This window comes from Micromonospora globbae (assembly GCF_003610785.1).
GTDB classification, from domain to species: Bacteria; Actinomycetota; Actinomycetes; order Mycobacteriales; family Micromonosporaceae; genus Micromonospora; species Micromonospora globbae.
The window spans coordinates 1-22,722 of sequence record NZ_RAQQ01000012.1 but is presented as its reverse complement, the minus strand read 5'-3'; the positions used below and the strand labels follow the sequence as shown (position 1 = coordinate 22,722).

Here is a 22,722-nt window from a genome sequence, read left to right as displayed (position 1 = left end):
CCTTCCGGCTCCGGTCACCGGTCGCGAATCGGGTCGCGAATCGCGCCCGGGACCTGCCGTACGGTCTCCTGCGTCCGTGGCAACACGCCGCGGACCTGGCGCAGCCTCGCCCGTCCGGCGACGGCCAGGATGGCGGTGGCCACCGCCCAGACAGCCGCCACGATCAGCGCTGCCCAGCCCTGGTCCATCACGTTGGACAGACCCCACCACGCCGCGTACGAGACGAACAGGATCGTCAGGAATCCTGCCAGCGCCGCGCCGCCGAACATGCCGCCGGCCTTGGCGGCCGACTTCGCTTCCTCCCGCAGCTCCGCCTTGGCCAGTTGGATCTCCTGGCGGACCAGCGTGGACATGTCGCGGGTCACGTCACCCAGCAGGTCACCGACCGACTGGGTGCGCACCCGCTCCTTCTCCGGGGCACTCATGGCGCCACCCCACCCGGGACGCCGGGCTCCTGCCGCCGACCGTCGGGCGACACGTTCTCCGCCCGGGCCGCGCCGCTGTAGGCGCTCTCGGCGGTGTACGGCGCCGTGACCTCACGCTCGTACGGCTGGCCACCCGGGGGCATCCGGCGCTCCGGTCGTTCCCCGTCCGGAGACGAGGTCAGGCTCCGGGTGAGCCGGCCGAACAGCAGTCCGGCCACCGCCGCGCCGGCCAGGAACCGACCCGGGTTCCGCCGGGCGTAGTCGCGCACCTCGTGCAGCACGTCGGCCGGCTCCCGCTCGTCGAGCCAGCCGGCCGCCCGCTGCGCGGCGTCGGCGACGCGCCGGACGACCTCACCGGTCATGCCGGAGTCGGTGCGTTCGGCCACGGAGCCGAGTTCCCGACCCAGCCCGCGCAGTCCTTCGGCGGCCCGGTGCTGCTGCATACGGGCCTGCTCGCGCAACTGCGAGGTGGCCTCGTGGGTCAGGTGCTGGGCCTGGTACCGCGCCTGCGCGGCCACCTCCCGGCCCTGCTCGGCAGCGGCGTGTCCGATCTGACCACCGGCATGTGCCGTCTGCTGACCGACCCGGGACGCCTGCTGGCGGGCCTGCTCGGTGGTGCCTCCCGGCGGTCTGTTCTGGTTGATCGCCGTCATCGTGCACTCCCTTCCTCGGCCCCGGGCCACGTGTGGCCCGGAACGCCATCCGCCTACCCGCCCGGTCCCGCGACATTCGTTCGGGCCGGTGCGGACCGATCCCCGGCCGGGCCCCGGATCCGTGCAGTCCACACGGCATCGGTGAGCCGGGCGACGGGCGGTCGCGACCGGACGGGGAGCCCCTCCGCGGACGGTTCCGACAGGGTGCGCGGGCCGGCGGATACGCCACCGCGGCGTGGGTGGGCGGGAGGGACGGTGGTGACCGGGCGCCCGGCCGACGACGGTGCCCCAGATACGGGGCAGGTCGACAGGACCCGGTCAACGAGGGTGGTCCGCCCGGGCCGTGGACGAGCCTCGCAACCGTCGCCGTGGGCGCGCCCGCGCCCGTCGCGGTCCGATCGGGTGCCGACGGCCTCAGCGGCGGCGGTTGCGGGCGCGGGATGAGCGCAGCCGGCGCAGCCGGCCGACGAGCACCGGCTCGGCGGCGAGCGCCGCCGGGTTGTCGAGCAGCGCGTTGAGCAGTTGGTAGTAGCGGGTGGCGGAGAGACCGAAGGCGTCCCGGATGGCCTGTTCCTTCGCACCGGCGTGCCGCCACCACTGCCGCTCGAAGGCGAGGATGGCGTGTTCCCGCTCGGTCAGGACCGCGCCGGACTCCGCCGGCGCCGCGCGGTCGCCGTCCTCGCGTACCGTCCCGGGCCCCGCGGTCTCCTCCGCCGTCCGGTCGCCGTCCTCACGTACGGTCTCGGCCGCCGGCGCGGAGCGGGGCGGCGGCACGGACGCGGACCCGGTGCGCCCGCGCGACGACGGCGGCCGGGTGGCGGCGTCGGGCGCTCCGGCGGGCGGCTCGGCGGCCGGGGCGGCGTCGGCGGACTGCATGGCGCTCCTCGGACGGACGGGCCGGCACCGCGACGCCGACCGGGGGGAACCCCAGCCTAACCAGGGGCGACGCGAGCCGCATCCGGGCGTGCCGGGGCCCGCCCGGTCACCCGGCGGGCCGCCCTCCCCGAACGGCCCGCCGTTGCGACCGGACGATCAGGAGATGTCGCGCCGGCGCATCGCCCAGAGCGCCGCACCGAGGATGACCGCGACGCCCACCACGAAGAGCACCGAGGACTGCTGCCAGGTGACGTCGAAGGTGTCCGGCTTGCACTCACCGAAGACCGTGGCGTTGCAGGACTGCCAGTCCTCCAGGGTCACCTTCTTCTGCATCCAGGCCACCGCGTACGTCGGCAGCAGCCACGCCTCCGGGAAGCGCACCCCGGCCATGTCCAGCAGGATGCCGAGACCGAACTGACCGACGACCATGACGGCGACGACGCCGCCGAGCGCCATGGCGGTGTGCCGTCCCAGCGAGGCCAGGGCGAAGCCCACCGCCGTGACGGCGAGCACCAGCGCCACGGCGCGCAGCCCGGTGAGGGTGAACGACTGCCACACCCCGGCCGTCATCTTCTCCGTGTTCCCGCGGAACGTGGCGACCAGCCAGAACCCGGCGAACCAGGCCACCGCGGCGGCCAGGGTCACCGTGAGCAGCCCGGTGAGCAGCGCCGCGAGTTTGGTCAGCAGGACGGTCAACCGCGGTGGCCGCCACAGCAGGAGGTTCATCATCCCGCCGGTGCTCCACTCGGCGCCCACGAAGGACGCGCCGATGACGAAGCCGACCAGCGCGAGGATGCCGGCGAACGGGATCAGCGTCTCGGCGAAGCTCTCGCGGAAGTCGAACGTCGACGGGAGGAACCACGAGGTCTCGATCGCCTCGCGGGGCGGCGGGCTGATCACCGAGCAGTCGTCGGGGTAGCGGCCGTCGTCGGCCGTACCGGCCGCCTTGGCCGCCTCGCAGGCCGCCTTCTCCTGCGCGGTCCAGCGCACCTGCTCCTGGTACGACTGCTCGGCCTGACGCTCGGCGCGGGCGATGGCGTCGGCGTCCAGCTTCTCGTTCGTGAGGAACGTCCCGACCACGACGGCGAGCAGCACGAGCAGGCCGAGGAGCGTCATGTAGCGGGTGAAGCGCCGCTTGACGAGCCGGCGCAGCTCCGTACGGTAGAGGCTCACGCCCCCCACCTCCCTCCGGCGGCGCCGGACTGCTCCGGCCCACCGACCTTCGTGGACTGGTCGACCTGCCGGTGCTGGCCGGGCACCGGCGCCGTGGCGGTCAGTTCGAGGAAGACGCTCTCCAGGTCGACGGTGACGGGCGTCAGCTCGCTCACGTAGAGGCCCTGCTCGGCGAGGAGCCGGGTGACCGCGGCCGGCTTGTCGACGCCGGCGAGCATCAGGTGGTCCGCCTGCCCGGTGACGCGGACCCCGGCCCGCGTGAGCACCTCGGTGGCGGCCGGCAGGTCGGCGGCGGCCTCCAGGCGTACGCGCACCGCGCCGGAGGAGTGCTGGGCGAGCACCTCGTCGACGGGGCCGAAGGCCACCCGGCGGCCCAGCGAGATGATCGTGACCGAGTCGCAGATCAGCTGGATCTCGCCGAGGATGTGGCTGGAGAGCACGACGGTCATGCCGGACTCGGCGAGGGTGCGCATCAGCGTACGCATCTCGCGGATGCCGCCCGGGTCGAGGCCGTTGGCCGGCTCGTCGAGGATCAGCAGCTTCGGGTTCTTGAGCAGCGCCGAGGCGACGGCCAGGCGCTGCTTCATGCCGAGCGAGTACGTCTTGACCCGCTCGCCCGCCCGGTCACGCAGCCCGACGAGTTCCAGCACCTCGTCGACGCGGGTGGCCGGCACGTCACCGGCGGACGCCAGCAGCGACAGCGTGTCCCGGGCCGTGAAGTGCGGGAAGAACTGCGGGCTCTCGACGATGGCGCCGACCTGCCCGGCGACGACCGGCAGGGCCTCCGGCACCTCCTGACCGAGGATCCGCATCCGGCCGGCGTTGGGCCGGATGAGGCCGAGCAGCGTCCGCAGGGTCGTCGTCTTGCCGGACCCGTTCGGACCCAGGAAGCCGTGCACCTGCCCGGCCTCCACCCGCATGTCGAAGCCGTCCAGCGCGTTGCGGGTCCCGCGCCGGCGGCTCTTGTAGGTCTTCCGTAGACCTTCGATCTCCAGGACAGCTGGCAAGCTGCACCTCCCCCGATGGTGGGCGTGACAGCCGACACCATACGCGGTATGCACCTCGGCTCAATACCCGGTATGCACGACGCGCCGCTCAGGCGCAGATGACGTGCACCCCGGCGGCGCGGAACGCCGCCACCACCTCGGGATTCGCGCCGGAGTCGGTGACCAGGGTCTCCACCCGGTCAACGGAGCAGATGCGGGCGAAGGCGTGACCGCCCAGCTTGGACGAGTCCGCGATGATCACCACCCGCTTGGCGCGGGCCACCATGAGGCTGTTCATGGCCGCCTCACCCTCGTGGTGGGCGGCGGCGCCGAGCTGCGGATCGATGGCGTCGACACCGAGCAGGGCGACGTCCAGGGTTACCTCGCGCAGCAGCGCCCCGCCCAGCGGGCCCACCAGTTCGAAGGACTTCGGCCGGACCACGCCGCCGGCCACCACGACCTTCATTCGCGAGCGGACGAGCAGTTCGTTGGCGATGTTCAGCGCGTTGGTCACCACGGTCAGCTGGGCGCCCTCGGCGCTGGTGTTCAGGTCGGGACGCACGGCCAGGGCCCGGGCCACCTCGGTGCTGGTGGTGCCGCCGTTGAGGCCGACCACGGTGCCGGGCGAGACGAGCGCCGCGGCGGCCGTGCCGATCCGTTGCTTCTCGGCCGAGTGCTTGGCCGTCTTGTAGCGCAACGGCAGGTCGTACGAGACCCCGTTGGCCACGGCGCCGCCCCGCGTACGCGTGATCATCTGCTGCTGGGCGAGCTGGTCGAAGTCGCGCCGGATGGTCGCCTGGGAGACGCTCAGCCGCTCGGCCGCCTCCTCGACGCTGACGCGGCCGCTGTCGGTCAGCATCTCGAGCAGCGCGTTCCATCTGGCGTACCGGTCCACCGCGCGGGCCCTCCCAGCGACTGCACGATTGGTGATTGATTGCGTGCACACTAGTGCGCGAAACTACGAGGACGCAAAACATCGACCTGCTCGATCGGCCCATCGGTTGCCACGAGCACCCCCGTTCGCGCAGAATGGCGCGCGAAAGCCGGGTAAATCGAGCCGTATTGCGCACGGCCGCCTGCTGCGAGGAGTCCTCATGGCGTACGTGGACGCGGAGATCGCGAGCCAGCCCGACTGCTGGCGCAGGGCGGCCGAACTCGCCGCCGGCGTCCGCGCCGACCTGCCCCGACCCGGCGAGCGGGTCGCCGTCGTCGGGTGCGGCACGTCGTGGTTCATGGCCATGGCGTACGCGGCCCTGCGCGAGCAGGCCGGCCAGGGCGAGACGGACGCCTTCCAGGCCTCCGAGTTCCCGGCCGGGCGGCGCTACGACCGGCTGGTCGCCATCACGCGATCCGGCACCACCACCGAGGTGGTCGACCTGCTCCGCGCGCTGCGCGGACACGTGCCGACGACCGTCCTCGTGGGTGACCCGGAGACGCCCGCCGTGCGGCTCGCCGACGCCACCGTGACGCTCTCCTTCGCCGACGAGCGCTCGGTGGTGCAGACCCGCTTCGCGACGACCGCGCTGGCCCTGCTGCGCGCGCACCTCGGCGAGAACGTGGAGACGCTGGCCGCGGACGCCGAGGTGGCCGTCCGCGCCCCGCTGCCGATCGAGCCGACCCGCATCGAGCAGGTCACCTTCCTCGGTCGGGGATGGACGGTCGGCCTGGCCCAGGAGGCCGCGCTCAAGTGCCGCGAGGCCGCCACGTTCTGGGCCGAGGCGTACCCGGCCATGGACTACCGGCACGGCCCGATCTCGATCGCCGCCCCCGGACGGCTCGTCTGGGCGTTCGGCACGCTTCCCGAGGGCCTCGTCGAGAACGTCACCGCCACCGGCGCCGCCTTCGTCCACAGCCGTACCCACGGCTGCCGGACGGTGCTGGGCAGTTGGGCGGCGGGCCGCACCCCCGTGGACCCGATGGCCGACCTGATCCTGGCCCAGCGGTTCGCGGTGGCGCTCGCCACCAGCCGGGGCCTCGACCCGGACGCGCCCCGGCACCTGACCCGGTCCGTGGTGCTCACGTGAGCGATCGCACCATCCGCCACGGCGGTGCGGCGGTCGCGCCGCCGGAAAACGGGAGGGTGGGCGGCGGTGACGTCGTCGTGGCCGTGGACGTGGGCGGCACCGGCATGAAGTGCGCCCTGGTCGGCCCGGACGGCGCCACCGTGCACACCGAACGGCATCCCACCGACGCGGGACGCGGACCGGCGGCCGTGGTCGACACCATCCTCGACGTCGCCGACGGGCTCGCCGCCAAGGCACGCGCCGACGGCCGCACCCCGGTCGCGCTCGGCATCGCCGTACCGGGGATCGTCGACGAGGCACGCGGCGTCGCCGTCTGGTCGGCGAACGTCGGCTTCCGCGACGTACCGCTGCGGCACCTCGCGGTGACGCGGCTCGGCCTGCCCACCGCGATCGGGCACGACGTACGCGCCGGCGGTCTCGCCGAGGCCCGGCTCGGCGCGGGACGGGGCGCCGGGCACGTCCTCTTCGTGGCCATCGGGACCGGGATCGCGGCCGCGCACGTGGTCGACGGTTCCGCGAGCGTCGGCGCACACGGCGCCGCCGGGGAGATCGGGCACATCCTGGTCCGCCCGGGTGGCCCGCGCTGCGGCTGCGGCCGGCCCGGGTGCCTCGAAGCGGTCGCCTCCGCCTCCGCGGTCGGCCGCCGGTACGCCGAACTCGCCGGGACGCCCGCCACCGCCGCCGACGTGGCCGAGCGGGCCGCCGCCGGCGAGCCGCTCGCGGCGCAGGTCTGGACCGAGACCGTCGAGGCGCTCGCCGACGGGCTGGCCAGCGGGCAGGCCCTCTTCGACGTCGCCACGATCGTGGTCGGCGGCGGGCTCGCGCAGGCCGGTGAGCGGCTGCTCGGCCCGCTCCGGGCGGCGCTGCACGAACGGATGACCTTCCACCGGGAGCCGCGGCTGGTCGCGGCGGCCCTCGGCGACGAGGCCGGCTGCCTCGGCGCCGCCCTGCTCGCACTCGACGCCCTCGGCGTCCCGAGAACCATGGAGACGCGATGACCCAGCGGGTGAGCGGCAAGGTGGTGACCCCGACCGGAGTCATCCGGCAGGGCTGCGTCGAGTGGGACGGCGACCGGATCACCGCGGTGGCCGAGTACCCGTCGATCCGCGACGGGCACTGGATCCTCCCCGGCTTCGTGGACATGCACACCCACGGCGGCGGCGGCCACACCTTCACCACCGGGGACGCCGACCAGGCCCGGGAGGCGGCCGCCTTCCACCTGCGGCACGGTACGACCACGCTGCTGGCCAGCCTCGTCAGCTCGCCGTTCGCGCTGATGCGGGCGGCCACCGCCGCGTTCCGCCCGCTCGTGGACGAGGGGGTGCTGGCCGGCATCCACTTCGAGGGGCCGTACCTCTCGACGGCCCGCTGCGGCGCGCAGAACCCCGAACACCTGCGCGACCCCTCCACCGACGAACTGGCCGAGCTCATCGAGCTGGGCGGCGACGCCATCCGGATGGTCACGCTCGCGCCCGAGCGGGACGGCGCGCTGGAGGCCGTCAAGCTGCTCACCGCGCACCGGGTCGTCGCCGCCGTGGGTCACACCGACGCCACGTACGACGAGACCCGCGCCGCCGTGGCGGCCGGCGCGAGCGTCGCCACCCACCTGTTCAACGGGATGCGGCCGGTGCACCACCGCGAGCCGGGCCCGGTCGTGGCGCTGCTGGAGGCGCCGAACGTCATCTGCGAGCTGGTGGCCGACGGGGTGCACCTGCACGACGGGATGCTCACGTTCGCCACCTCGGTGGCCGGTCCGGAACGGGCCGCGCTGGTCACCGACGCGATGGCCGCCGCCGGCATGCCCGACGGCGAGTACGAGCTGGGCGGCCAGGCCGTGATGGTCAGCGACGGCGTGGCCCGGCTGAGCCGCGACGGCGCCATCGCCGGCAGCACGCTCACCATGGACGCGGCGCTGCGGCACGCGGTCGCCGCCGGGATCCCCATGGCGGACGCGGCCCGGATGGTCGCCACCACCCCGGCCCGCGCCATCGGTCTCGGCGACCGGCTGGGCGCCCTCCAGGTGGGCCTGCGCGCCGACCTCGTGGTGCTGGACGACGACCTCAACGTGGTGCGTGTGCTGCGCGCCGGCGCCTGGCAGGAGTGACGCGTCAGCCGGCGGTGGGGATCTCCACGCCGAGCACCGCCTGCTCGTCGGGCCGGTGCACCAGCACCTCCGACAGGTACGACTGCACGGCCGGCGCCATGCCGACGTCCCGGCCGGCGCGCTCGGAGAGCAGCCACTTGTGCTCGATGATCTGCGTGAACAGCTCCTGCGGCTCCAGCTTGCGGCGCAGGTGCGCGGGCACGGCGCGGACCACCGGCTCGAAGACCTCGGTCAGCCAGCGGTGCGCGGCCTGCTGCTCGTCCGTGAGGTCGCTCTCGGCCCGGTACGCGTCCAGGTCGTTGAGGAGCTTGCGCGCCTGGTTCTCCTCGGCGTCCAGGCCGGTGAGGCGCAGCAGCCGCCGGCTGTGGTAGCCGGCGTCGACCACCTTCGGGCGCACCAGGTAACGCCCGTCGTCGATGGTCGACACGGCGATCTCGGCGACGTCGAACCCGAGCTCGTTGAGGCGGCGGATCCGGGTGTCGATGTCGTGCCGGGCGTCCCGCTCGACCTGCTGCTCGTAGGTGATCTCGTGCCAGAGCCGCTCGTACCGCTGCACGACCTCCTCGCTGACCTTCTCCGGGTCGATCGACGGGTGCAGCAGCCCCGCGGCCTCCAGGTCCAGCGCCTCACCGAAGATGTTGACCCGCGCGATCTCCAGGTCCTCGTTGCGCTGTCCATTGGAGAGCGACCGGTGCAGCGCGCCCGTCTCGGCGTCGACGAGGTACGCCGCGAACGCGCCGGCGTCCCGGCGGAACAGCGTGTTCGACAGCGAGCAGTCGCCCCAGAAGAAGCCGGTGAGGTGCATCCGGACCAGCAGCGCGGCGAGCGCGTCGAGCAGCCGGTTCATCGTCTCGGGCCGCAGGGTGTGCGAGAACAGCGCCCGGTAGGGCAGCGAGAACTGCAGGTGCCGGGTGATCAGCACCGGGTCCAGCGGCTCGCCGTCGTCGCTCTGCCGGTCGGCGACGATCGCCACCGCCTCCACCGCCGGGAAGTCGATCCGCTCCAGCGCGCGGAGCAGGTCGTACTCCCGCTCCGCGACCCGCTCGGCGGTCTCCTTCACGGCGTACACGTAGTCGCCGAGCCGGACGAAGCGGACGATGTGCCGGGAGATGCCCTGCGGCAGCGCCACCAGGTGCTGGGCAGGCCACTCCTCCAGCGGAGTCGACCACGGCAGGTCGAGCAGCGCCGGGTCCACGAGGGCAGACGTGATCCGCACGGAGACAAGCATGACAAGCGTCGCCCCCGAGCGCTTCCCATCGTGGCTGGGCCCACAGCGGCACCCGGTAGCGTGGTCGGGTGCGAGAGACCCCGGTGGTACGCGTGCGGCCGCGCCCGGTGCGGCCCGCCGGCTGGTGGTACGACGCGCTGCTGCTCGCCGCGCTGGTCGGGCTGACCGTGGCGCTCGTCACCCACCAGCTCTTCGGCGTCGACCGGGCGGTGGCGGACTGGGCGCAGGAGCACCGGCCGGCGGCCGCGTACTGGGTGGCCCGCGTGTTGAACCTGCTCGGCCAGGGCACGCCGCTGACCCTGATCGCGGTCGGTCTCGGGGTGCTGCTGGCCGTCCGCGTCCGCTCGGTCCGGCCGGTCCTGCCGCCGCTCGCGGCGTTCGTGCTCACGTACCTGACCATCGGGCCGCTGAAGGTGTGGACCGCCCGGCCAGCGCCGAGCGCCAGCGTGAAGAAGCCGTTCCTCCCGCCCGACCAGACCCTCCCGCTCTTCCAGGAGGACCTGCCGCTGCGCTTCGCGCAGTCGTACCCGTCCGGGCACGTGGCCAACGCGATCGTCTGGTACGGCATGCTCGCGCTGCTGCTCGCCCCGCTGCTGCGCACCTACGGGCGCACGATCCCGCCCCGGCTGGTCCTCGCCGTCCGGGTGCTGCCGCCGTTGATCGTCCTGACCACCACCACCTACCTCGGCTGGCACTGGCTCACCGACTCGGTGGCCGGTCTGCTGCTCGGCCTCCTCCTCGACCGGCTGCTGCACCGGGTGCCGTGGGACGACGTACCCCTGCCGGCCCGCCTGCCCGGATCGGCCCGTACCCGGCTGTTCACCTCCGGCCCGTAGCCTGACCCGACGTGAACCAGCTCGAACGCCGGTTGGGCGTACCCGACGCCGTGGTCATCGGGCTCGGGTCGATGCTCGGCGCGGGCGTCTTCGTCGTGTTCGGCCCGGCCGCCGCGGCGGCCGGCGGCGCCGGGCTGCTCCCCGCCCTCGTGCTGGCCGGATTCATCGCGTTCTGCAACGCGACCAGCTCCGCCCGGCTGGCCGCCCGCTACCCGGAGTCCGGCGGCACGTACGTGTACGGGCGGGAACGCCTCGGGCCGTTCGCCGGTTTCCTGGCCGGTTGGGGCTTCGTGGCCGGCAAGACGGCGAGCTGCGCGGCGATGGCGCTGACCATCGGGGCGTACCTCTGGCCGGGACACGCGCGGGTGGTGGCGGTGGCCGCGGTGCTCGCGGTGACGGCCGTGAACCTGCGCGGCATCGGCCGGACCGCCACCGCCACGAAGATCCTGGTGGCGCTGGTGCTCGCGGTGCTGGCGCTCGTCGCCGTCACCGGTCTGGCCGGCGGGCCGGTCGAACTGGACCGGCTGGGCGACCCCGGCGGCTCCGGCCGGGGCGTGCTCACGGCCGCCGGCCTGCTCTTCTTCGCCTTCGCGGGGTACGCCCGGATCGCCACGCTGGGCGAGGAGGTCCGCGACCCGGAGCGCACGATCCCCCGCGCGGTGCCCCTCGCGCTCGGCCTGGTGCTCGCGATCTACCTGGTCCTCGCCGTGGTCGCCCTCGGCGTGCTCGGCAGCGACCGGCTGGCCAACTCCGCCGCGCCGCTCGCCGACGTGGTGGCCGCCGCCGGGCTGCCCGGGCTGGCGTGGGTGGTGCGGGCCGGCGCCACCGTCGCGGTGACCGGGGTGCTGCTCTCCCTGCTCGCCGGGGTGGGGCGCACCCTGCTCGCGATGGCCCGCCGCCGGGACGTGCCGGGCGCCCTCGCCGCCGTCCACCCCCGGTACCGGGTGCCCCACCGCGCCGAACTGGCCGTCGCCGCCGTGGTGGTCGTCGTGGTGTCGCTCGGCGACGTCCGCCACGCCATCGGCTTCTCCAGCTGCACGGTGCTGGTCTACTACGCGATCACCAACGCGGCGGCGTTGACCCTCGGCCGGGATCCCCGCCGGAAACTGCCGGTGCAGGTGCTCGCCGCGCTGGGGCTGGCCGGCTGCCTGCTGCTCGCCGTCAACCTGCCCGCGAGCAGCGTGATCGCCGGCTTCGCGGTGCTGGCAGCCGGCGCGGCCGGCTACGCCCTCCGCGCCTCGCGGTCCCATCCACCCGGCCGGCCCTCCCGGTCCCACCCGCCCCGGTGATCATGAGGTTATTGCCCTCGTCGACGGCGTGTCGCGGCAGTAACTTCATGATCGACGGGGCTGGCTGACCCCGGGGCGCGGCGCGCGGTCAGCTGTTCGGGAGTGCGGGGTGGCGGCCGGGGGTGTCGTCGTCCGGACTGGCCTTCGGGGGTCCGCCGTTGCTGCCGTTGCCGCCGTTGCGGGGCGTCGCGTCCGGCTGGTCGCCGCCCGGCTGCACGGGCAGGGTCGGATGGGGCACCGGCGGCGCGCACTGCCGGGTCAGCCAGTCCAGCCCGGCCCGGCGGGCGACCACGGTCAGCCGGTCGCCCGCGAAGATCACCTGCCGTGGGTCGAGGTCCCGCCACCAGATCGTCCGCCCGCCCCCGGCCGGCGTACGGGCGATGAGGCGTACCTGGCCGTCGCGGGACACGGCGCCGAGCGGGCGCCCGTCCAGCTCGGAGCCGGCCGCCACGGGCACCTCGGCCACCGGCAGCGCGTGCCGGCCGACCGGGATCGTGGCGATCACGGCCCGCTCGGTCAACGCGCCCGTGAAGGCGGGTGCCGCCAGGTAGGAGACCGACCGGGAGACGCCGAGGTTGAACGCCTCCTCGACCCGCTCGGCGAAGTCGTTCTCGAACAGCCGCAGCACCACCCGCAGGTCCGCGCGGATGTCCCGGGCGGCGAGGGCCGCCTCCAGGTTCGCCACGTCGTCCGTGGAGACGATCACCAGTGCCTGGCAGTCGGCCACCGAGGCGGCCTCCAGCGTCTCCGGCTGGGCGGCGTCGCCGACGATGAGCGGCACCTCCAACTGCCGGGCCAGGGTGCCGCCGCGCGGCTCCGGGTTCTTGTCGATGGCCACGACCTCGACGTCGTACTCGCGCAGCTGGGCCATGACCCGCGTGCCCACGTTGCCGAGACCGACCACCACGACGTGCCCCGAGCGGTGCGGCTGGAGCCGGCCGGTGTGCAGGGCCAGCCGGGCGTTGACGATCCCGTCGACCACGACGGCGGTGATGAGCGGGATCAGCGCCAGCCCGGCGAGGTTCAGCACCACCTGCATGACCTGCTCGTACGCCGACTGCTCGGTGTCCGGGTCGGCGCCGCTCAGCGTGGTGACCAGGGTGAGGTAGAGCGCCTCGGCGGGCGAGACGTCCCCGGCCTGCGCGATCAGCGCCCCGAGCAGCACGACCACGGCGAGCACGAACATCATGGCGATGCCGATCTTGCGGGTGGCGAAGCCCCGGACCGCCCGCAGCAGCACGGCGACGGGCCGGCGCCGGCGCCGCGCCCGGACGAGCCGCCGCGCCGCGACCTCGGTGCCGGGTGGCTGGCCGGTCGCCTCGGCGAGCACCAGGTCGGCCGTGGACGGGTCGGCCGGGAGCAGCACCATCCGCTGCGGGTCGCTCTGGTCGGCCAGCCCGCAGACCACGTCCTGCTCGCGTACGTCGGCCCGGCGCGCCAGCCGCAGCGTGCGGCCCCGGTGCTGGAAGTGCGTCGGGTCGACCTCGCCGAGCGCCGCCGCGACGAACGCCGGCGCGGCCATCTCCGCGTCGGAGAGCACCTCGACGGGAGCCTTGAGCAGCGTACGGACGCCGTCGGCGAGGGTGCCGTTGAACATCCGCAGCACCTGGCGGACGTGCCTGTCGACCGCCTGCGCGCAGAGCGCGGCGTGCAAATTGCCCACGTCGTCCTGGTCGAGCAGGGCCACCCCGGCCGCCCCGGGCAGGTTGGCGGCCCGGAACGTCGCCTCGTCGAGCCGGTCCGAGCGGACCACCCGGACGCCCTTGAGCGTCGCCACGTCGGCACCGTTGGAGCGGTGCCGCTCCGGCACCACGACGGTCACGCGCGCACCGCCGGCGGGGAGGTCGCTCTCCAGCAGGGCCTTGGCCACGTAGTAGGCCAGCGAGTCACGCCCGCAGACGACGTAGTGCGGGCGCGGATCGCCCGCTGGTCGGAGCCGCCAGTTCCACTCGACCGCCCGACGTGCCCGGTCCCGCCACGGCTCCCCCATGCCCGGATCGTAATCACGACGACCACGCTGAGCGAGACCTGCCGGTTCGTCCCAGGCCAGGCATGGGGCCCGGACCGGCGGGTAGAGCAGCCGCATGCAGACCTTCCTCCCGTACCCGGACTTCCTGGCCAGCGCCCGGGCGCTGGACCAGAAGCGGCTGGGCAAGCAACGGGTGGAGACCATCCAGGTCCTGCGCGGGCTGACCTGGCCGACGTACGGGTGGCGCAACCACCCCGCCGTGAAGATGTGGGCCGGGTACGAGGAGGCGTTGACCCGGTACGGACTGGACATGTGCGCCGTCTGGTCCGAACCCGGTCGGGCGGACACCTGCGCCGCCACCATGACCCGGGACCTCGCCGCGGCGTGCGGCGTCCAGACCGTCCGTACGCAGGAGGAGCTGGCCGCCGCCGGTGAGCTGCCGCCCTGGCTGGGCCGGGAGGACCTGCACCTCAGCCACCGGTCCTCCCTCGTGCGGAAGGACCCCGCGCACTACCGCCCCCTCTTCGGCGACGTGCCGCCCGACCTCGAGTACGTCTGGCCCGCCTCGGACCGCGAGCGCCGCTGCCTCACGGCCGAGGCGAACGGAAGAGACCCCTCCTGACGTCATGCGTTAATGAGGGCACTCCCTTGTGTGCCGGCCGGAGGAGGTCCGCCATGGCGCTGTCCCGTCTGGTCGGTCGGCTCCTCGGCGTACGGCCGCACACGGTCGACCCCGGCGGCGGTGGCGCGTCGCGGGTGCCGCATCCGGTCGCGGCGGTCGTGGTGGGCGGCGGGGTCGCCGGCATGTCGGCGGCCGTGGTGCTCGCCGAGCGGGGCGTACGGGTCACGGTGCTGGAGGCGGCCAAGTCGCTCGGCGGGCGGCTGGGCGCCTGGCCGGAGCGGCTCGCCGACGGGACGCAACAGGTGGAGCACGGCTTCCACGCGTTCTTCCGGCAGTACTACAACTGGCGGGCAATCCTCCGGCGGATCGACCCGGCCCTGGGCTTCCTGCGGCCCGTGCCGGGCTATCCGATCCTGTCGGCGCGGTGGCCGACCGAGGAGTTCGGCGACCTGCCGGCCGCGCCTCCCCTGAACCTGCTCGCCCTGCTGGCGCGCAGCCCGAGCCTGCGCCTCGCGGACCTGCGGCGCATGGACCGCGACGCGGCCCTGCCGCTGCTCACCTACCATCCGGTGCGCACCTACGCCGACCTCGACGCGAGGACCGCCGACGAACTGCTCGACTCGCTGCGGCTGCCGGACCGGGCCCGCGCGATGCTCTTCGAGGTCTTCTCGCACTCGTTCTTCAACCACGAGGCCGAGATGTCGGCCGCCGAACTGGTCGCGCAGTTCCACTTCTACCTCCTCGGAAACGGGGAGGGGCTGGCCTTCGACGCGCCGGACGAGGACTACGCGACGGCGATCTGGGCGCCGCTGACCCAGCACGTCGAGCGGCACGGCGGGCGGGTGCTCACCGGGACGCCGGCCGCCGCGCTGCACCGCACCGACGGCGGCTGGCGGGTCGTGGGCGGCGACGGCGCGGCGTACGACGCCCCGTACGTCGTGCTGGCCGTCGACCCGCCGGCCCTCGCCGCGCTCGTCGACGCCTCCCCCGGCCTCGCCGCGCACGCCCCGCGGCTGGTGGCCCGGATGCCCGCGTTCGGCACGCCCGGCCCGCCGTACGCGGTGTCCCGCTACTGGTTCGACGGGGACGTACGCCCCGACCGGGCGGTCTTCAGCGGGGTCTCCCGCCAGTCCACGCTGGACTCGGTGACGCTCTACCACCGGCTGGAGCGGGAACCCCGCCGGTGGGCCGAGCGCACCGGCGGCAGCGTGGTGGAGCTGCACGCGTACGCCTGCGAACCGGGCGTGCCCGCCGCGGAGCTGGCGGAGCGGATGCGCGCCGAGCTGGCGGCCCTCTGGCCGGAGGTGGCCGGGCTGCGGGTCCGCGAGCTGCGCGCGCGGGTGGAGGCGCGGGCGCCGGCCTTCACCCCGGGCAGCCACGCCGCACGGCCGGGGGTACACACCGACGCGGCGGGCCTCCTGCTGGCCGGTGACGGCATCACCGCGGGCATCCCCAGCGCGTTGATGGAACGCGCGGCGGCCACCGGGATCATCGCCGCCAACCACATCCTGCGCGCCGAGGGTGGGGCCGCCGAGCCGGTGCGCTCGGTGCGTCCGCGCGGCCTGCTCGCGAAGCGACGGTGACCGGGCGGGCCGGGGAGCGCCGGCACGTCACGCGACGGTGACCGGTACGTCCGGCGGACGCCGGCCCCGGCTCGCTCAGTCGGCCGGCGGCGTCCAGGCGAAGCGGGGCGTACGCCGTTCCCGGACGGCCGCGACGCCCTCCCGCGCCTCGCCGCTCTCCCGCGCCGTCCGGTGCCAGTGGGCGATCCGGTCCGGGTCGGCGCGGCCGTCGACGATCTCCTTGGCGGCCGTGACGCTGATCGGTGAGCGCGCGGCGATCATCGAGGTGATCTCCTCTACGCGGTCGGTGAGCCGCTCGCCGGCGACCACCTCGTCGACCAGGCCGATCCGCAGGGCCCGCTCGGCGTCGATCAGCTCGGCCGTGAACAGCAGGTGCTTCGCGGCGGACGGCCCCACGAGCCGGGCCAGCCGCCGCGTGGTCGGTGCGGGGTAGACGATGCCGAGCCGGGCGGGCGGCACGCCGAACCGCGCGTCGGCGGTGGCGATCCGCAGGTCGCAGGCGGCCGCGAGCTGGCATCCGCCGCCGACGCACGCGCCGCGTACGGCCGCGACGGTCGGCTTGGCGAAGGCCGCCAACCGCTCCTCGGCGACGACCGCGATGCTCCCGTCGCCGGCGGCCAGCAGTACGTCGAGGTCGGTGAGGTCGGCGCCGGCGCAGAACGTGTCGCCCGCGCCGGTGAGCACCAACGCGCGGACCGCCGGGTCGGTCTCGAGTTCGTCGAGCAGCGGCGGGAGCTGCCGCCACATGGCCGGGGTCATGGCGTTGCGCCGTGCCGGGTTACGGATGACCACCGTCGCCACCGGCCCGGCCACCTCGACGACGAGTTCCGCGTCCGCCACCGTCACCCTCCTCGCCCGGTGCCGGTGACCCTAACGGCGCGGGCCCGGCGGCCACCGCACGGGGTGGCCGCCGGGCTCCGACGATGCCGGTGTCAGCTCCGGCCGGTCCGCACGACCTGGGCGAGGACCGCCGTCACCCAGACCCAGCCGGCCGTCACGGCGACCCCGAAGCCGACCATGGTCACCGGCCCCGGCGCCACGATCATGGCGATCCAGGCCACCGCGAAGTAGGCGCCGACGGCCAGGCTCAGCCCGGCGCGGACACGGTCGCCCGACCGCGCCGATCGGCGGGCCAGCAGCACGGCGGCCACGATCAGCGAGACGAAGGCGACCGCCGCCGCGAGGAAGTGCAGTCCACCGTGCCAGCTGATCTGCCCCGGACCGCGGGGGGTGCCGGCGGGGAACCCGTCGCCCGGGTCGGCGCTGAAGACGCCGGCGCCCACCAGCCCGATCCCGTAGAGGGTGAACAGCCGCGGCAGCCAGACGGTGCCGTCGGGCGCGACCCGCGTGAGCGCCCGCGCGGCGCCGATGGCGAGCAGACCGGTGACCAGGAACGTGAGGATCTGGATCCAGCCCAGCTCACCCGTGCTCAGCACGCTCACCGGGTGGCGACGGAAGTCGAAGCCGTCCCGGGTGAAACCCTGGACGAGCGCGGACCCGACGAAGATCGGGCCCGCCAGCATGCCCCCGACCAGCAGGAGCCGGTCCCGGCCGACGGCCTCGGCCGGGCGCGCGAGGGGGAACGTCATCGCCTTGGTCACCGGTCCGCCCTCCTCAGCCCTGCTGCCGCATCTGGCCGATGCGGATCTTGTTTCCGAACGGGTCGCGGATGCCGAAGTCGATCCCGTACGGCCGCTCGGTCGGCTCGTCGGTGATCTCGACGCCCTTGGCGACCAGCGTCTCGTACGTCTTGTGCGCGTCGTCGGTCGTGATGGAGAGCCAGCCCCCCATGGCGCCCTTGGTCAGCAGCTCGCGGACCTGCTCGGCGGTGGCCGGGTCGAGCGCCGGCGGGCCGGGCTTCTCCAGCAGGATCTCGCGGTCCCGGTCGCCCGGGACGTTCACCGTGAGCCACCGCATGAAGCCGAGGTCGACGTCGGTGTTCACCTCGAAGCCGAGCTTGCCGACGTAGAAGTCGAGCGCCTCGTCCTGGTCGAGGACGTAGATCTGGGAGCGGGTCAGTGCGTTCATCGTCATGCCCAAGACGCTAGAGGGCCGCCCCGACCTGCTGCTTATCCAAAACTGCTGGGTCTGGTCCAGGCCTTCGTGAAGCAGGTCGGCACGTTCGCCGGCACCTTGCGCCTGCGGTACTCCGTCGGGGACTCCCCGACGATCTGCCGGAACGTGCGGCTGAACGTGCCGAGGCTGCTGAACCCGACGGCGAAGCAGATGTCGGTGATGTCCTGCTCGGTCTGCACGAGCAGGTACATGGCCCGCTCGACCCGCCGCCGCTGGAGGTAGCGGTGCGGGGTCTCGCCGAACGTGGCGCGGAACGTGCGGATGAAGTGCGCCTCGGACACGTGGGCGATGCGGGCCAGCGCGGGGATGTCCAGCGGGTCGGCGTACGCCCGGTCCATGGCGTCCCGGGCGCGCAGCATCGCCCGGTTGGATTCCTCGACCGCCCTGCTCATCGGTCCCCTCCGCGTGCCGTCACCCGACAGGCTAGTCCCCGGACCCGGCCGGCTCGACGGACGGCCGGGCCGGTGCCGGCCGCGGGCTTGCTCCTGACGTAACGGCAGGTCATAGCGTGGCCGCATGGGTGGTCGGCACGAGGTCGGGCAGCGGTGGAGCGTGGGCGAGCTGGCCCGCGCGACGGGCCTCACGGTCCGCACACTGCACCACTACGACGCGCTCGGCCTGGTCTCGCCGGGCGAGCGGTCCGCGCGGGGGCACCGCCGGTACACGGCGGCCGACGTACGGCGGCTGTACCGCGTCCGCGCGCTGCGCCAGCTCGGCCTGTCACTGCCGGAGATCGCCGGGGTGCTCGACCGCACCGACGGGGAACCGGCGGCCCTGCGGCGGCTCCTCACCGCGCAGCTGGGCGAGGTACGGGCCCAGGTCGCGCGGCTCGCCCGGCTGGAATCCCAGCTCGGCGAGCTGGTGGCACAGCTGGACGCCGAGGACGTGCCGCAGCCCGAACGGTTCCTCACGACCCTGGAGACGATGTCGATGTACGAGCGGTACTTCACCGAGGACCAGCGTGACCGGCTCGCCGAGCGCCGCGACGCCCTGGGCACCGAGGCCGTGGACGCCGCCCGCGCCGAGGCGGGCACCCTGATCGCGGAGGCCATCCGGCACCACCGCGCCGGGACGCCGGTGACCGACCCGGCCGTACGCGAGCTGGCCGGCCGGTGGAGCGCCCTGGGCGCGCTGCTCGGCACCGACGGACCACGGGAACAGGCGTCGGCGCGCCGTTTCTGGGACGACCACCGCGAGGAGATCAGCCAGCGGATGCCGTGGCCCGCCGAGGACCTCGTCGGCGCCGTGGAGTACCTGCGCCGGGCCCGGCTCGCCGTCGAGGCGGGCTGACCGCGGGTCGGCCGGCGGGCCGATGTCCACCGCGCCGGTCAGACCTGCCCGGCCCCGGCCATCCGCAGCAGCTCGACGGTGGCCGGGCCGGGCGGCGCGGCCGTCGGCACGGCGATCGAGACCTGCCACGCCGGCGCGTCCTCCGCCGCGAGCGTCGCCACGTGCAGCCCCTTGGCGTGCGCCTTGCGGGTCACCGGGGCCGGCACGAGGGCCACGCCGAGATCCTGGTGGACGAAGTCCAGCAGGGTGTGCACGTCGTTGACCTCGACCGAGATCCGGCGCTCGACCTGCGCGAACGTCTGGTCGTTGACGCGCCGGGCGCCCCAGTCGGCGCTGAAGTCGACGAAGTCCTCGCCGGCGAGCGCGGCCACGTCGACGGTGTCCCGCTCGGCGAGCGGGTGCCCGGGGTGGCAGAGCAGCACCATCCGCTCGGCGGCCAGCGGCACGAGCCGTACGCCGTCCGGGGCGGGGCCGGGGAGCGCCACGAACCCCACGTTGAGCCGGCCCAGCCGGATCTGCTCGACAACGTGTCCCGAGCCGGCGTGGCGCAGCCGGATCTCCACGCCGGGATGCGCCCGGCGGAACGCGGCCAGCAGCGGGGGCAGGTCGATGACGCCGAGGCACTGCTCGGTGCCGACGGTGAGGCTACCCCGCAACAGCCCTCGCACGGCGGCCACGGCGTCGCGGGCCGCCGCGGCGCTGGCGAGCGTCCGGTGCGCCTCGGCGAGCAGGGCCCGCCCCGCGTCGGTCAGCTCGACCCGGCGGGTGCTGCGCACGAAGAGCTCGGCGTCGAGATCCCGCTCCAGGGCACGGATGGAAGCGGATAATCCGGACTGCGCCACGCGCATCCGCTCCGCCGCTCGGGTGAAGTGCCGCTCCTCGGCGACGGCCACGAAGTACTCAAGGTGCCGCAGTTCCACGACTGAGCAGTCTAGGTGCTGAATCTGAGCGGTTTCTGCTGTTGGACGGCGGGGGCCGTCCCGTTGAAGGCTGGAGCGGGCGCCGCGAGGGCGGCCCCGTGACGAGGAGGTTCGTGCCATGCAAAGCCGCCGCATCGGCGACGTTCAGGTGAGCGCGATCGGTCTCGGTGGCATGCCGATGTCCATCGAGGGCCGGCCGGACGAGGAGCGCTCGATCCGTACGATCCACGCCGCGCTGGACGCCGGGATCAACCTGATCGACACCGCCGACGCGTACCACCTGCACGCCGACGAGGTGGGCCACAACGAGTCGCTCATCGCCAGGGCGCTGGCCACCTACGGCGGCGACACGTCGCACGTGCTGGTCGCCACGAAGGGCGGGCACCTGCGGCCGGGCGACGGCAGTTGGACGATCAACGGCTCCCCCGAGTACCTGAAGCGGGCGTGTGAGGCGTCGCTCAAGCGGCTCGGCGTGGACGCCATCGGCCTCTACCAGCACCACCGCCCGGACCCGAAGGTGCCGTACGCCGAATCCATCGGCGCCATCCGCGACCTGCTCGACGAGGGCAAGATCCGCATGGCCGGCATCTCGAACGCCGACCCGGACCAGATCCGCGAGGCCCAGGAGATCCTCGGCGGCCGGCTGGTGTCAGTGCAGAACCAGTTCTCGCCGGCCTTCCGCTCCTCCGAGCCGGAACTGGAGCTGTGCGACCAGCTCGGCATCGCGTTCCTGCCGTGGTCCCCGCTGGGCGGCATCGGCCGCGCCGACCAGTTGGGCGGGCACGCCGCCGCCTTCGCGGCGATCGCCGAGCGCCACGGGGTCAGCCCGCAGCGGGTCTGCCTCGCCTGGCAGCTGGCCAAGTCCCCGGTGGTCATCCCGATCCCCGGCGCCAGCCGCCCGGAGACCATCCGCGACTCGGCCCAGGCGCCCGAGCTCACCCTCACCGCCGACGAACTCGCCAGCCTCGGCTGAGCCCCGACCCGCCGAACGGGGGCGGTGGCGCCGCGCCGCCACCGCCCCCGACCCAGACGAAGGAGAGCAGTGGACAGCACGTACGTCGCCGCGCCGGAACGGTACGGCAGCATGGAGTACCGCCGGTGCGGCCGCAGCGGCCTGAAGCTGCCCGCCGTCTCGCTCGGGCTCTGGCACAACTTCGGCGGCAACCGGCCCCTGGAGACCCAGCGGGCCATCCTGCGCCGCGCCTTCGACCTGGGCATCACCCACTTCGACCTGGCCAACAACTACGGCCCGCCGTACGGGTCGGCCGAGGAGAACTTCGGCCGGATCCTGGCCGGCGACTTCCGCCCGTACCGCGACGAGCTGGTCATCTCCACGAAGGCCGGGTACGACATGTGGCCCGGCCCGTACGGGGAGTGGGGCTCCCGCAAGTACCTGACGGCGTCGCTGGACCAGTCGCTGCGCCGGATGGGCCTGGAGTACGTCGACATCTTCTACTCCCACCGCTTCGACCCGGACACCCCGCTGGAAGAGACCATGGGTGCGCTGGACGCGGCCGTCCGCGCCGGCAAGGCGCTCTATGTCGGCATCTCGTCGTACTCGCCGGCCCGCACCGCCGAGGCGGCGAAGATCCTCCGCGACCTCGGCACGCCCCTGCTGATCCACCAGCCGTCGTACTCGATGCTGAACCGCTGGATCGAGGATGGCCTGCTCGACGTGCTGGAGCGGGAGGGCGTGGGCTGCATCGGCTTCTCGCCCCTGGCCCAGGGCATGCTGACCGACCGCTACCTCGACGGGGTGCCCGCCGACTCGCGAGCCCGCGCGCAGAGCTCGCTGTTCCCGGAGTGGCTGACCGACGAGAACCTGGGCAAGATCCGGGCCCTGAACGCCATCGCCGCCCGGCGCGGACAGAGCCTCGCCCAGATGGCGATCGCCTGGACGCTGCGCGACGCGCGGATGACCTCGACGGTGCTCGGCGCGAGCAGCGTCGCCCAGTTGGAGGCGAACGTGGCGGCGCTGGAGAAGCCCACGTTCACCGACGAGGAGCTGACCGAGATCGACAGGTACGCCACCGAGTCGGGGATCAACCTCTGGGCTACGTCGAGTTCGGCCTGACCAGCCGCGTCCCGTCCCGCCGGCCGACCGCGTCCGGTTCGGCCGGCCGCCGTGGCCCTTCGGTCGGCCGCCACGGTGGCCGGCCCGGATCGGTGCCAGCCGCCGACCTAGGGTGATCGCCATGGCCGACGTCGAATTCACCACGCCGCCGACGCTCCCACAGCCCAACGGGTACAGCCACGCCGCCACCATCGGTCCAGGCCACCGGCTGGTCTGGACGTCGGGTCAGGTGCCGATCGCCGCCGATGGCACCCCTGCGCCCGCTGGCGACTGGGAGGCCCAGACACGCCAGGCGATGCAGAACGTCGGCTTGGCCCTCACGGCCGCGGGCGCGACGTGGGGCGACGTCTTCAAGCTCACCATCTACGTCGTCGACACCTCCGCGCTGGCGACCGTACGCGCGGTACGGGACGAGTTCGTCAACGTGGAACGGCCGCCGACCAGCTCGCTCGTCCAGGTGGCAGGTCTGTCGGCGGCCAGTGAATACTCCCCGTAGGCGGCCATATGTCGCCCCGCTGGTGGCCAGGGATCTCCCCGTGGATGGCCAGATACCTCCCCGCTGACCAGGTCAGAGTGCCGGTCGGCGAGGGTCGA

24 protein-coding genes are annotated in these 22,722 nt (G+C 74.1%); 11 read left to right on the top strand and 13 right to left on the bottom strand.

What is annotated here, in order from left to right:
• Window positions 1-14 precede the first annotated feature (14 nt).
• From D7I43_RS17425 to D7I43_RS17400, 6 genes are all read right to left on the bottom strand, one after another.
• The gene (locus D7I43_RS17425) at window positions 15-425 is read right to left on the bottom strand and encodes a phage holin family protein (RefSeq protein WP_120329585.1); all 411 of its coding nucleotides are present in this window, start codon (window positions 423-425) and stop codon (window positions 15-17) included.
• Window positions 422-1,078: a hypothetical protein gene (locus tag D7I43_RS17420; protein WP_120329584.1), complete on the bottom strand. Its 657-nt coding sequence runs from the start codon at window positions 1,076-1,078 to the stop codon at window positions 422-424. Before D7I43_RS17420 ends, D7I43_RS17425 begins: the two co-directional genes overlap by 4 nt.
• 414 nt (window positions 1,079-1,492) lie before the next feature.
• Entirely contained in the window at window positions 1,493-1,954 is a 462-nt protein-coding gene (locus D7I43_RS17415; protein WP_120329583.1) for a DUF3263 domain-containing protein, read from the bottom strand.
• Between the two features lie 156 nt (window positions 1,955-2,110).
• Complete coding sequence (locus D7I43_RS17410; RefSeq protein WP_120329743.1) at window positions 2,111-3,127, bottom strand: ABC transporter permease subunit; 1,017 nt, start codon at window positions 3,125-3,127, stop codon at window positions 2,111-2,113.
• The gene (locus tag D7I43_RS17405; RefSeq protein ID WP_120329582.1) at window positions 3,124-4,134 is read right to left on the bottom strand and encodes an ATP-binding cassette domain-containing protein; all 1,011 of its coding nucleotides are present in this window, start codon (window positions 4,132-4,134) and stop codon (window positions 3,124-3,126) included. Before D7I43_RS17405 ends, D7I43_RS17410 begins: the two co-directional genes overlap by 4 nt.
• A gap of 88 nt (window positions 4,135-4,222) precedes the next feature.
• Window positions 4,223-5,008 (bottom strand): DeoR/GlpR family DNA-binding transcription regulator, encoded by a 786-nt coding sequence (locus D7I43_RS17400; protein WP_120329581.1) that lies wholly within the window; start codon window positions 5,006-5,008, stop codon window positions 4,223-4,225.
• A gap of 199 nt (window positions 5,009-5,207) precedes the next feature.
• Here D7I43_RS17400 and D7I43_RS17395 point away from each other — a divergent pair, with 199 nt between their 5' ends.
• The 3 genes from D7I43_RS17395 to nagA are packed head-to-tail and all read left to right on the top strand — an operon-like array spanning window position 5,208 to window position 8,241.
• Entirely contained in the window at window positions 5,208-6,137 is a 930-nt protein-coding gene (locus D7I43_RS17395; RefSeq protein WP_120329580.1) for an SIS domain-containing protein, read from the top strand.
• Between the two features lie 56 nt (window positions 6,138-6,193).
• Window positions 6,194-7,135 carry an ROK family protein gene (locus D7I43_RS17390; RefSeq protein ID WP_120329579.1) on the top strand — a complete coding sequence of 314 codons (942 nt, stop codon included), beginning with the start codon at window positions 6,194-6,196 and terminating at the stop codon, window positions 7,133-7,135.
• A complete protein-coding gene (gene nagA, locus D7I43_RS17385) occupies window positions 7,132-8,241 on the top strand; it encodes an N-acetylglucosamine-6-phosphate deacetylase (protein ID WP_120329578.1) in 1,110 nt (369 codons plus the stop codon). Before D7I43_RS17390 ends, nagA begins: the two co-directional genes overlap by 4 nt.
• A 4-nt stretch (window positions 8,242-8,245) precedes the next feature.
• Here nagA and D7I43_RS17380 read toward each other — a convergent pair whose 3' ends face one another.
• A complete protein-coding gene (locus D7I43_RS17380; RefSeq protein WP_120329577.1) occupies window positions 8,246-9,469 on the bottom strand; it encodes a DUF4032 domain-containing protein in 1,224 nt (407 codons plus the stop codon).
• A gap of 68 nt (window positions 9,470-9,537) precedes the next feature.
• Here D7I43_RS17380 and D7I43_RS17375 point away from each other — a divergent pair, with 68 nt between their 5' ends.
• Together D7I43_RS17375 and D7I43_RS17370 are read left to right on the top strand one after the other, a co-directional pair.
• On the top strand, window positions 9,538-10,305 hold the full coding sequence (locus D7I43_RS17375) for a phosphatase PAP2 family protein (protein ID WP_120329576.1): 768 nt from the start codon (window positions 9,538-9,540) through the stop codon (window positions 10,303-10,305).
• An 11-nt stretch (window positions 10,306-10,316) separates the two neighbouring features.
• Window positions 10,317-11,594, top strand: a complete 1,278-nt coding sequence (locus D7I43_RS17370) for an APC family permease (protein WP_120329575.1) — start codon at window positions 10,317-10,319, stop codon at window positions 11,592-11,594.
• 88 nt (window positions 11,595-11,682) lie between these two features.
• Here the strand turns inward: D7I43_RS17370 and D7I43_RS17365 are convergent, their stop codons facing one another.
• Window positions 11,683-13,584 carry an NAD-binding protein gene (locus D7I43_RS17365; RefSeq protein WP_120329574.1) on the bottom strand — a complete coding sequence of 634 codons (1,902 nt, stop codon included), beginning with the start codon at window positions 13,582-13,584 and terminating at the stop codon, window positions 11,683-11,685.
• Window positions 13,585-13,678: 94 nt separating this feature from the next.
• On the opposite strand from D7I43_RS17365, the gene D7I43_RS17360 reads away from it, so the two are divergent.
• Together D7I43_RS17360 and D7I43_RS17355 are read left to right on the top strand one after the other, a co-directional pair.
• Window positions 13,679-14,185: an MSMEG_6728 family protein gene (locus D7I43_RS17360; RefSeq protein WP_120329573.1), complete on the top strand. Its 507-nt coding sequence runs from the start codon at window positions 13,679-13,681 to the stop codon at window positions 14,183-14,185.
• 53 nt (window positions 14,186-14,238) lie between these two features.
• Complete coding sequence (locus D7I43_RS17355; RefSeq protein ID WP_120329572.1) at window positions 14,239-15,768, top strand: FAD-dependent oxidoreductase; 1,530 nt, start codon at window positions 14,239-14,241, stop codon at window positions 15,766-15,768.
• 75 nt (window positions 15,769-15,843) lie between these two features.
• On the opposite strand, the gene D7I43_RS17350 is transcribed toward D7I43_RS17355, so the two are convergent.
• From D7I43_RS17350 to D7I43_RS17335, 4 genes are all read right to left on the bottom strand, one after another.
• Window positions 15,844-16,614: an enoyl-CoA hydratase/isomerase family protein gene (locus D7I43_RS17350; RefSeq protein WP_120329571.1), complete on the bottom strand. Its 771-nt coding sequence runs from the start codon at window positions 16,612-16,614 to the stop codon at window positions 15,844-15,846.
• Window positions 16,615-16,700: 86 nt separating this feature from the next.
• A complete protein-coding gene (locus D7I43_RS17345) occupies window positions 16,701-17,369 on the bottom strand; it encodes a DUF998 domain-containing protein (protein ID WP_120329570.1) in 669 nt (222 codons plus the stop codon).
• Between the two features lie 13 nt (window positions 17,370-17,382).
• Complete coding sequence (locus D7I43_RS17340) at window positions 17,383-17,802, bottom strand: VOC family protein (RefSeq protein WP_120329569.1); 420 nt, start codon at window positions 17,800-17,802, stop codon at window positions 17,383-17,385.
• 35 nt (window positions 17,803-17,837) lie between these two features.
• Window positions 17,838-18,236, bottom strand: coding sequence for a helix-turn-helix domain-containing protein (locus D7I43_RS17335; protein WP_120329568.1), 399 nt, complete (start codon window positions 18,234-18,236; stop codon window positions 17,838-17,840).
• 124 nt (window positions 18,237-18,360) lie between these two features.
• Between D7I43_RS17335 and D7I43_RS17330 the strand changes: the two genes are divergently transcribed.
• Window positions 18,361-19,134, top strand: a complete 774-nt coding sequence (locus D7I43_RS17330; protein ID WP_120329567.1) for a MerR family transcriptional regulator — start codon at window positions 18,361-18,363, stop codon at window positions 19,132-19,134.
• 38 nt (window positions 19,135-19,172) lie between these two features.
• On the opposite strand, the gene D7I43_RS17325 is transcribed toward D7I43_RS17330, so the two are convergent.
• Entirely contained in the window at window positions 19,173-20,054 is an 882-nt protein-coding gene (locus tag D7I43_RS17325; protein WP_120329566.1) for a LysR family transcriptional regulator, read from the bottom strand.
• Between the two features lie 118 nt (window positions 20,055-20,172).
• On the opposite strand from D7I43_RS17325, the gene D7I43_RS17320 reads away from it, so the two are divergent.
• From D7I43_RS17320 to D7I43_RS17310, 3 genes are all read left to right on the top strand, one after another.
• Entirely contained in the window at window positions 20,173-21,027 is an 855-nt protein-coding gene (locus tag D7I43_RS17320; RefSeq protein ID WP_120329565.1) for an aldo/keto reductase, read from the top strand.
• 69 nt (window positions 21,028-21,096) lie between these two features.
• On the top strand, window positions 21,097-22,128 hold the full coding sequence (mgrA, locus tag D7I43_RS17315) for an L-glyceraldehyde 3-phosphate reductase (RefSeq protein WP_204985228.1): 1,032 nt from the start codon (window positions 21,097-21,099) through the stop codon (window positions 22,126-22,128).
• A gap of 121 nt (window positions 22,129-22,249) precedes the next feature.
• Window positions 22,250-22,624: a RidA family protein gene (locus D7I43_RS17310; RefSeq protein ID WP_120329741.1), complete on the top strand. Its 375-nt coding sequence runs from the start codon at window positions 22,250-22,252 to the stop codon at window positions 22,622-22,624.
• Window positions 22,625-22,722: the final 98 nt, after the last annotated feature.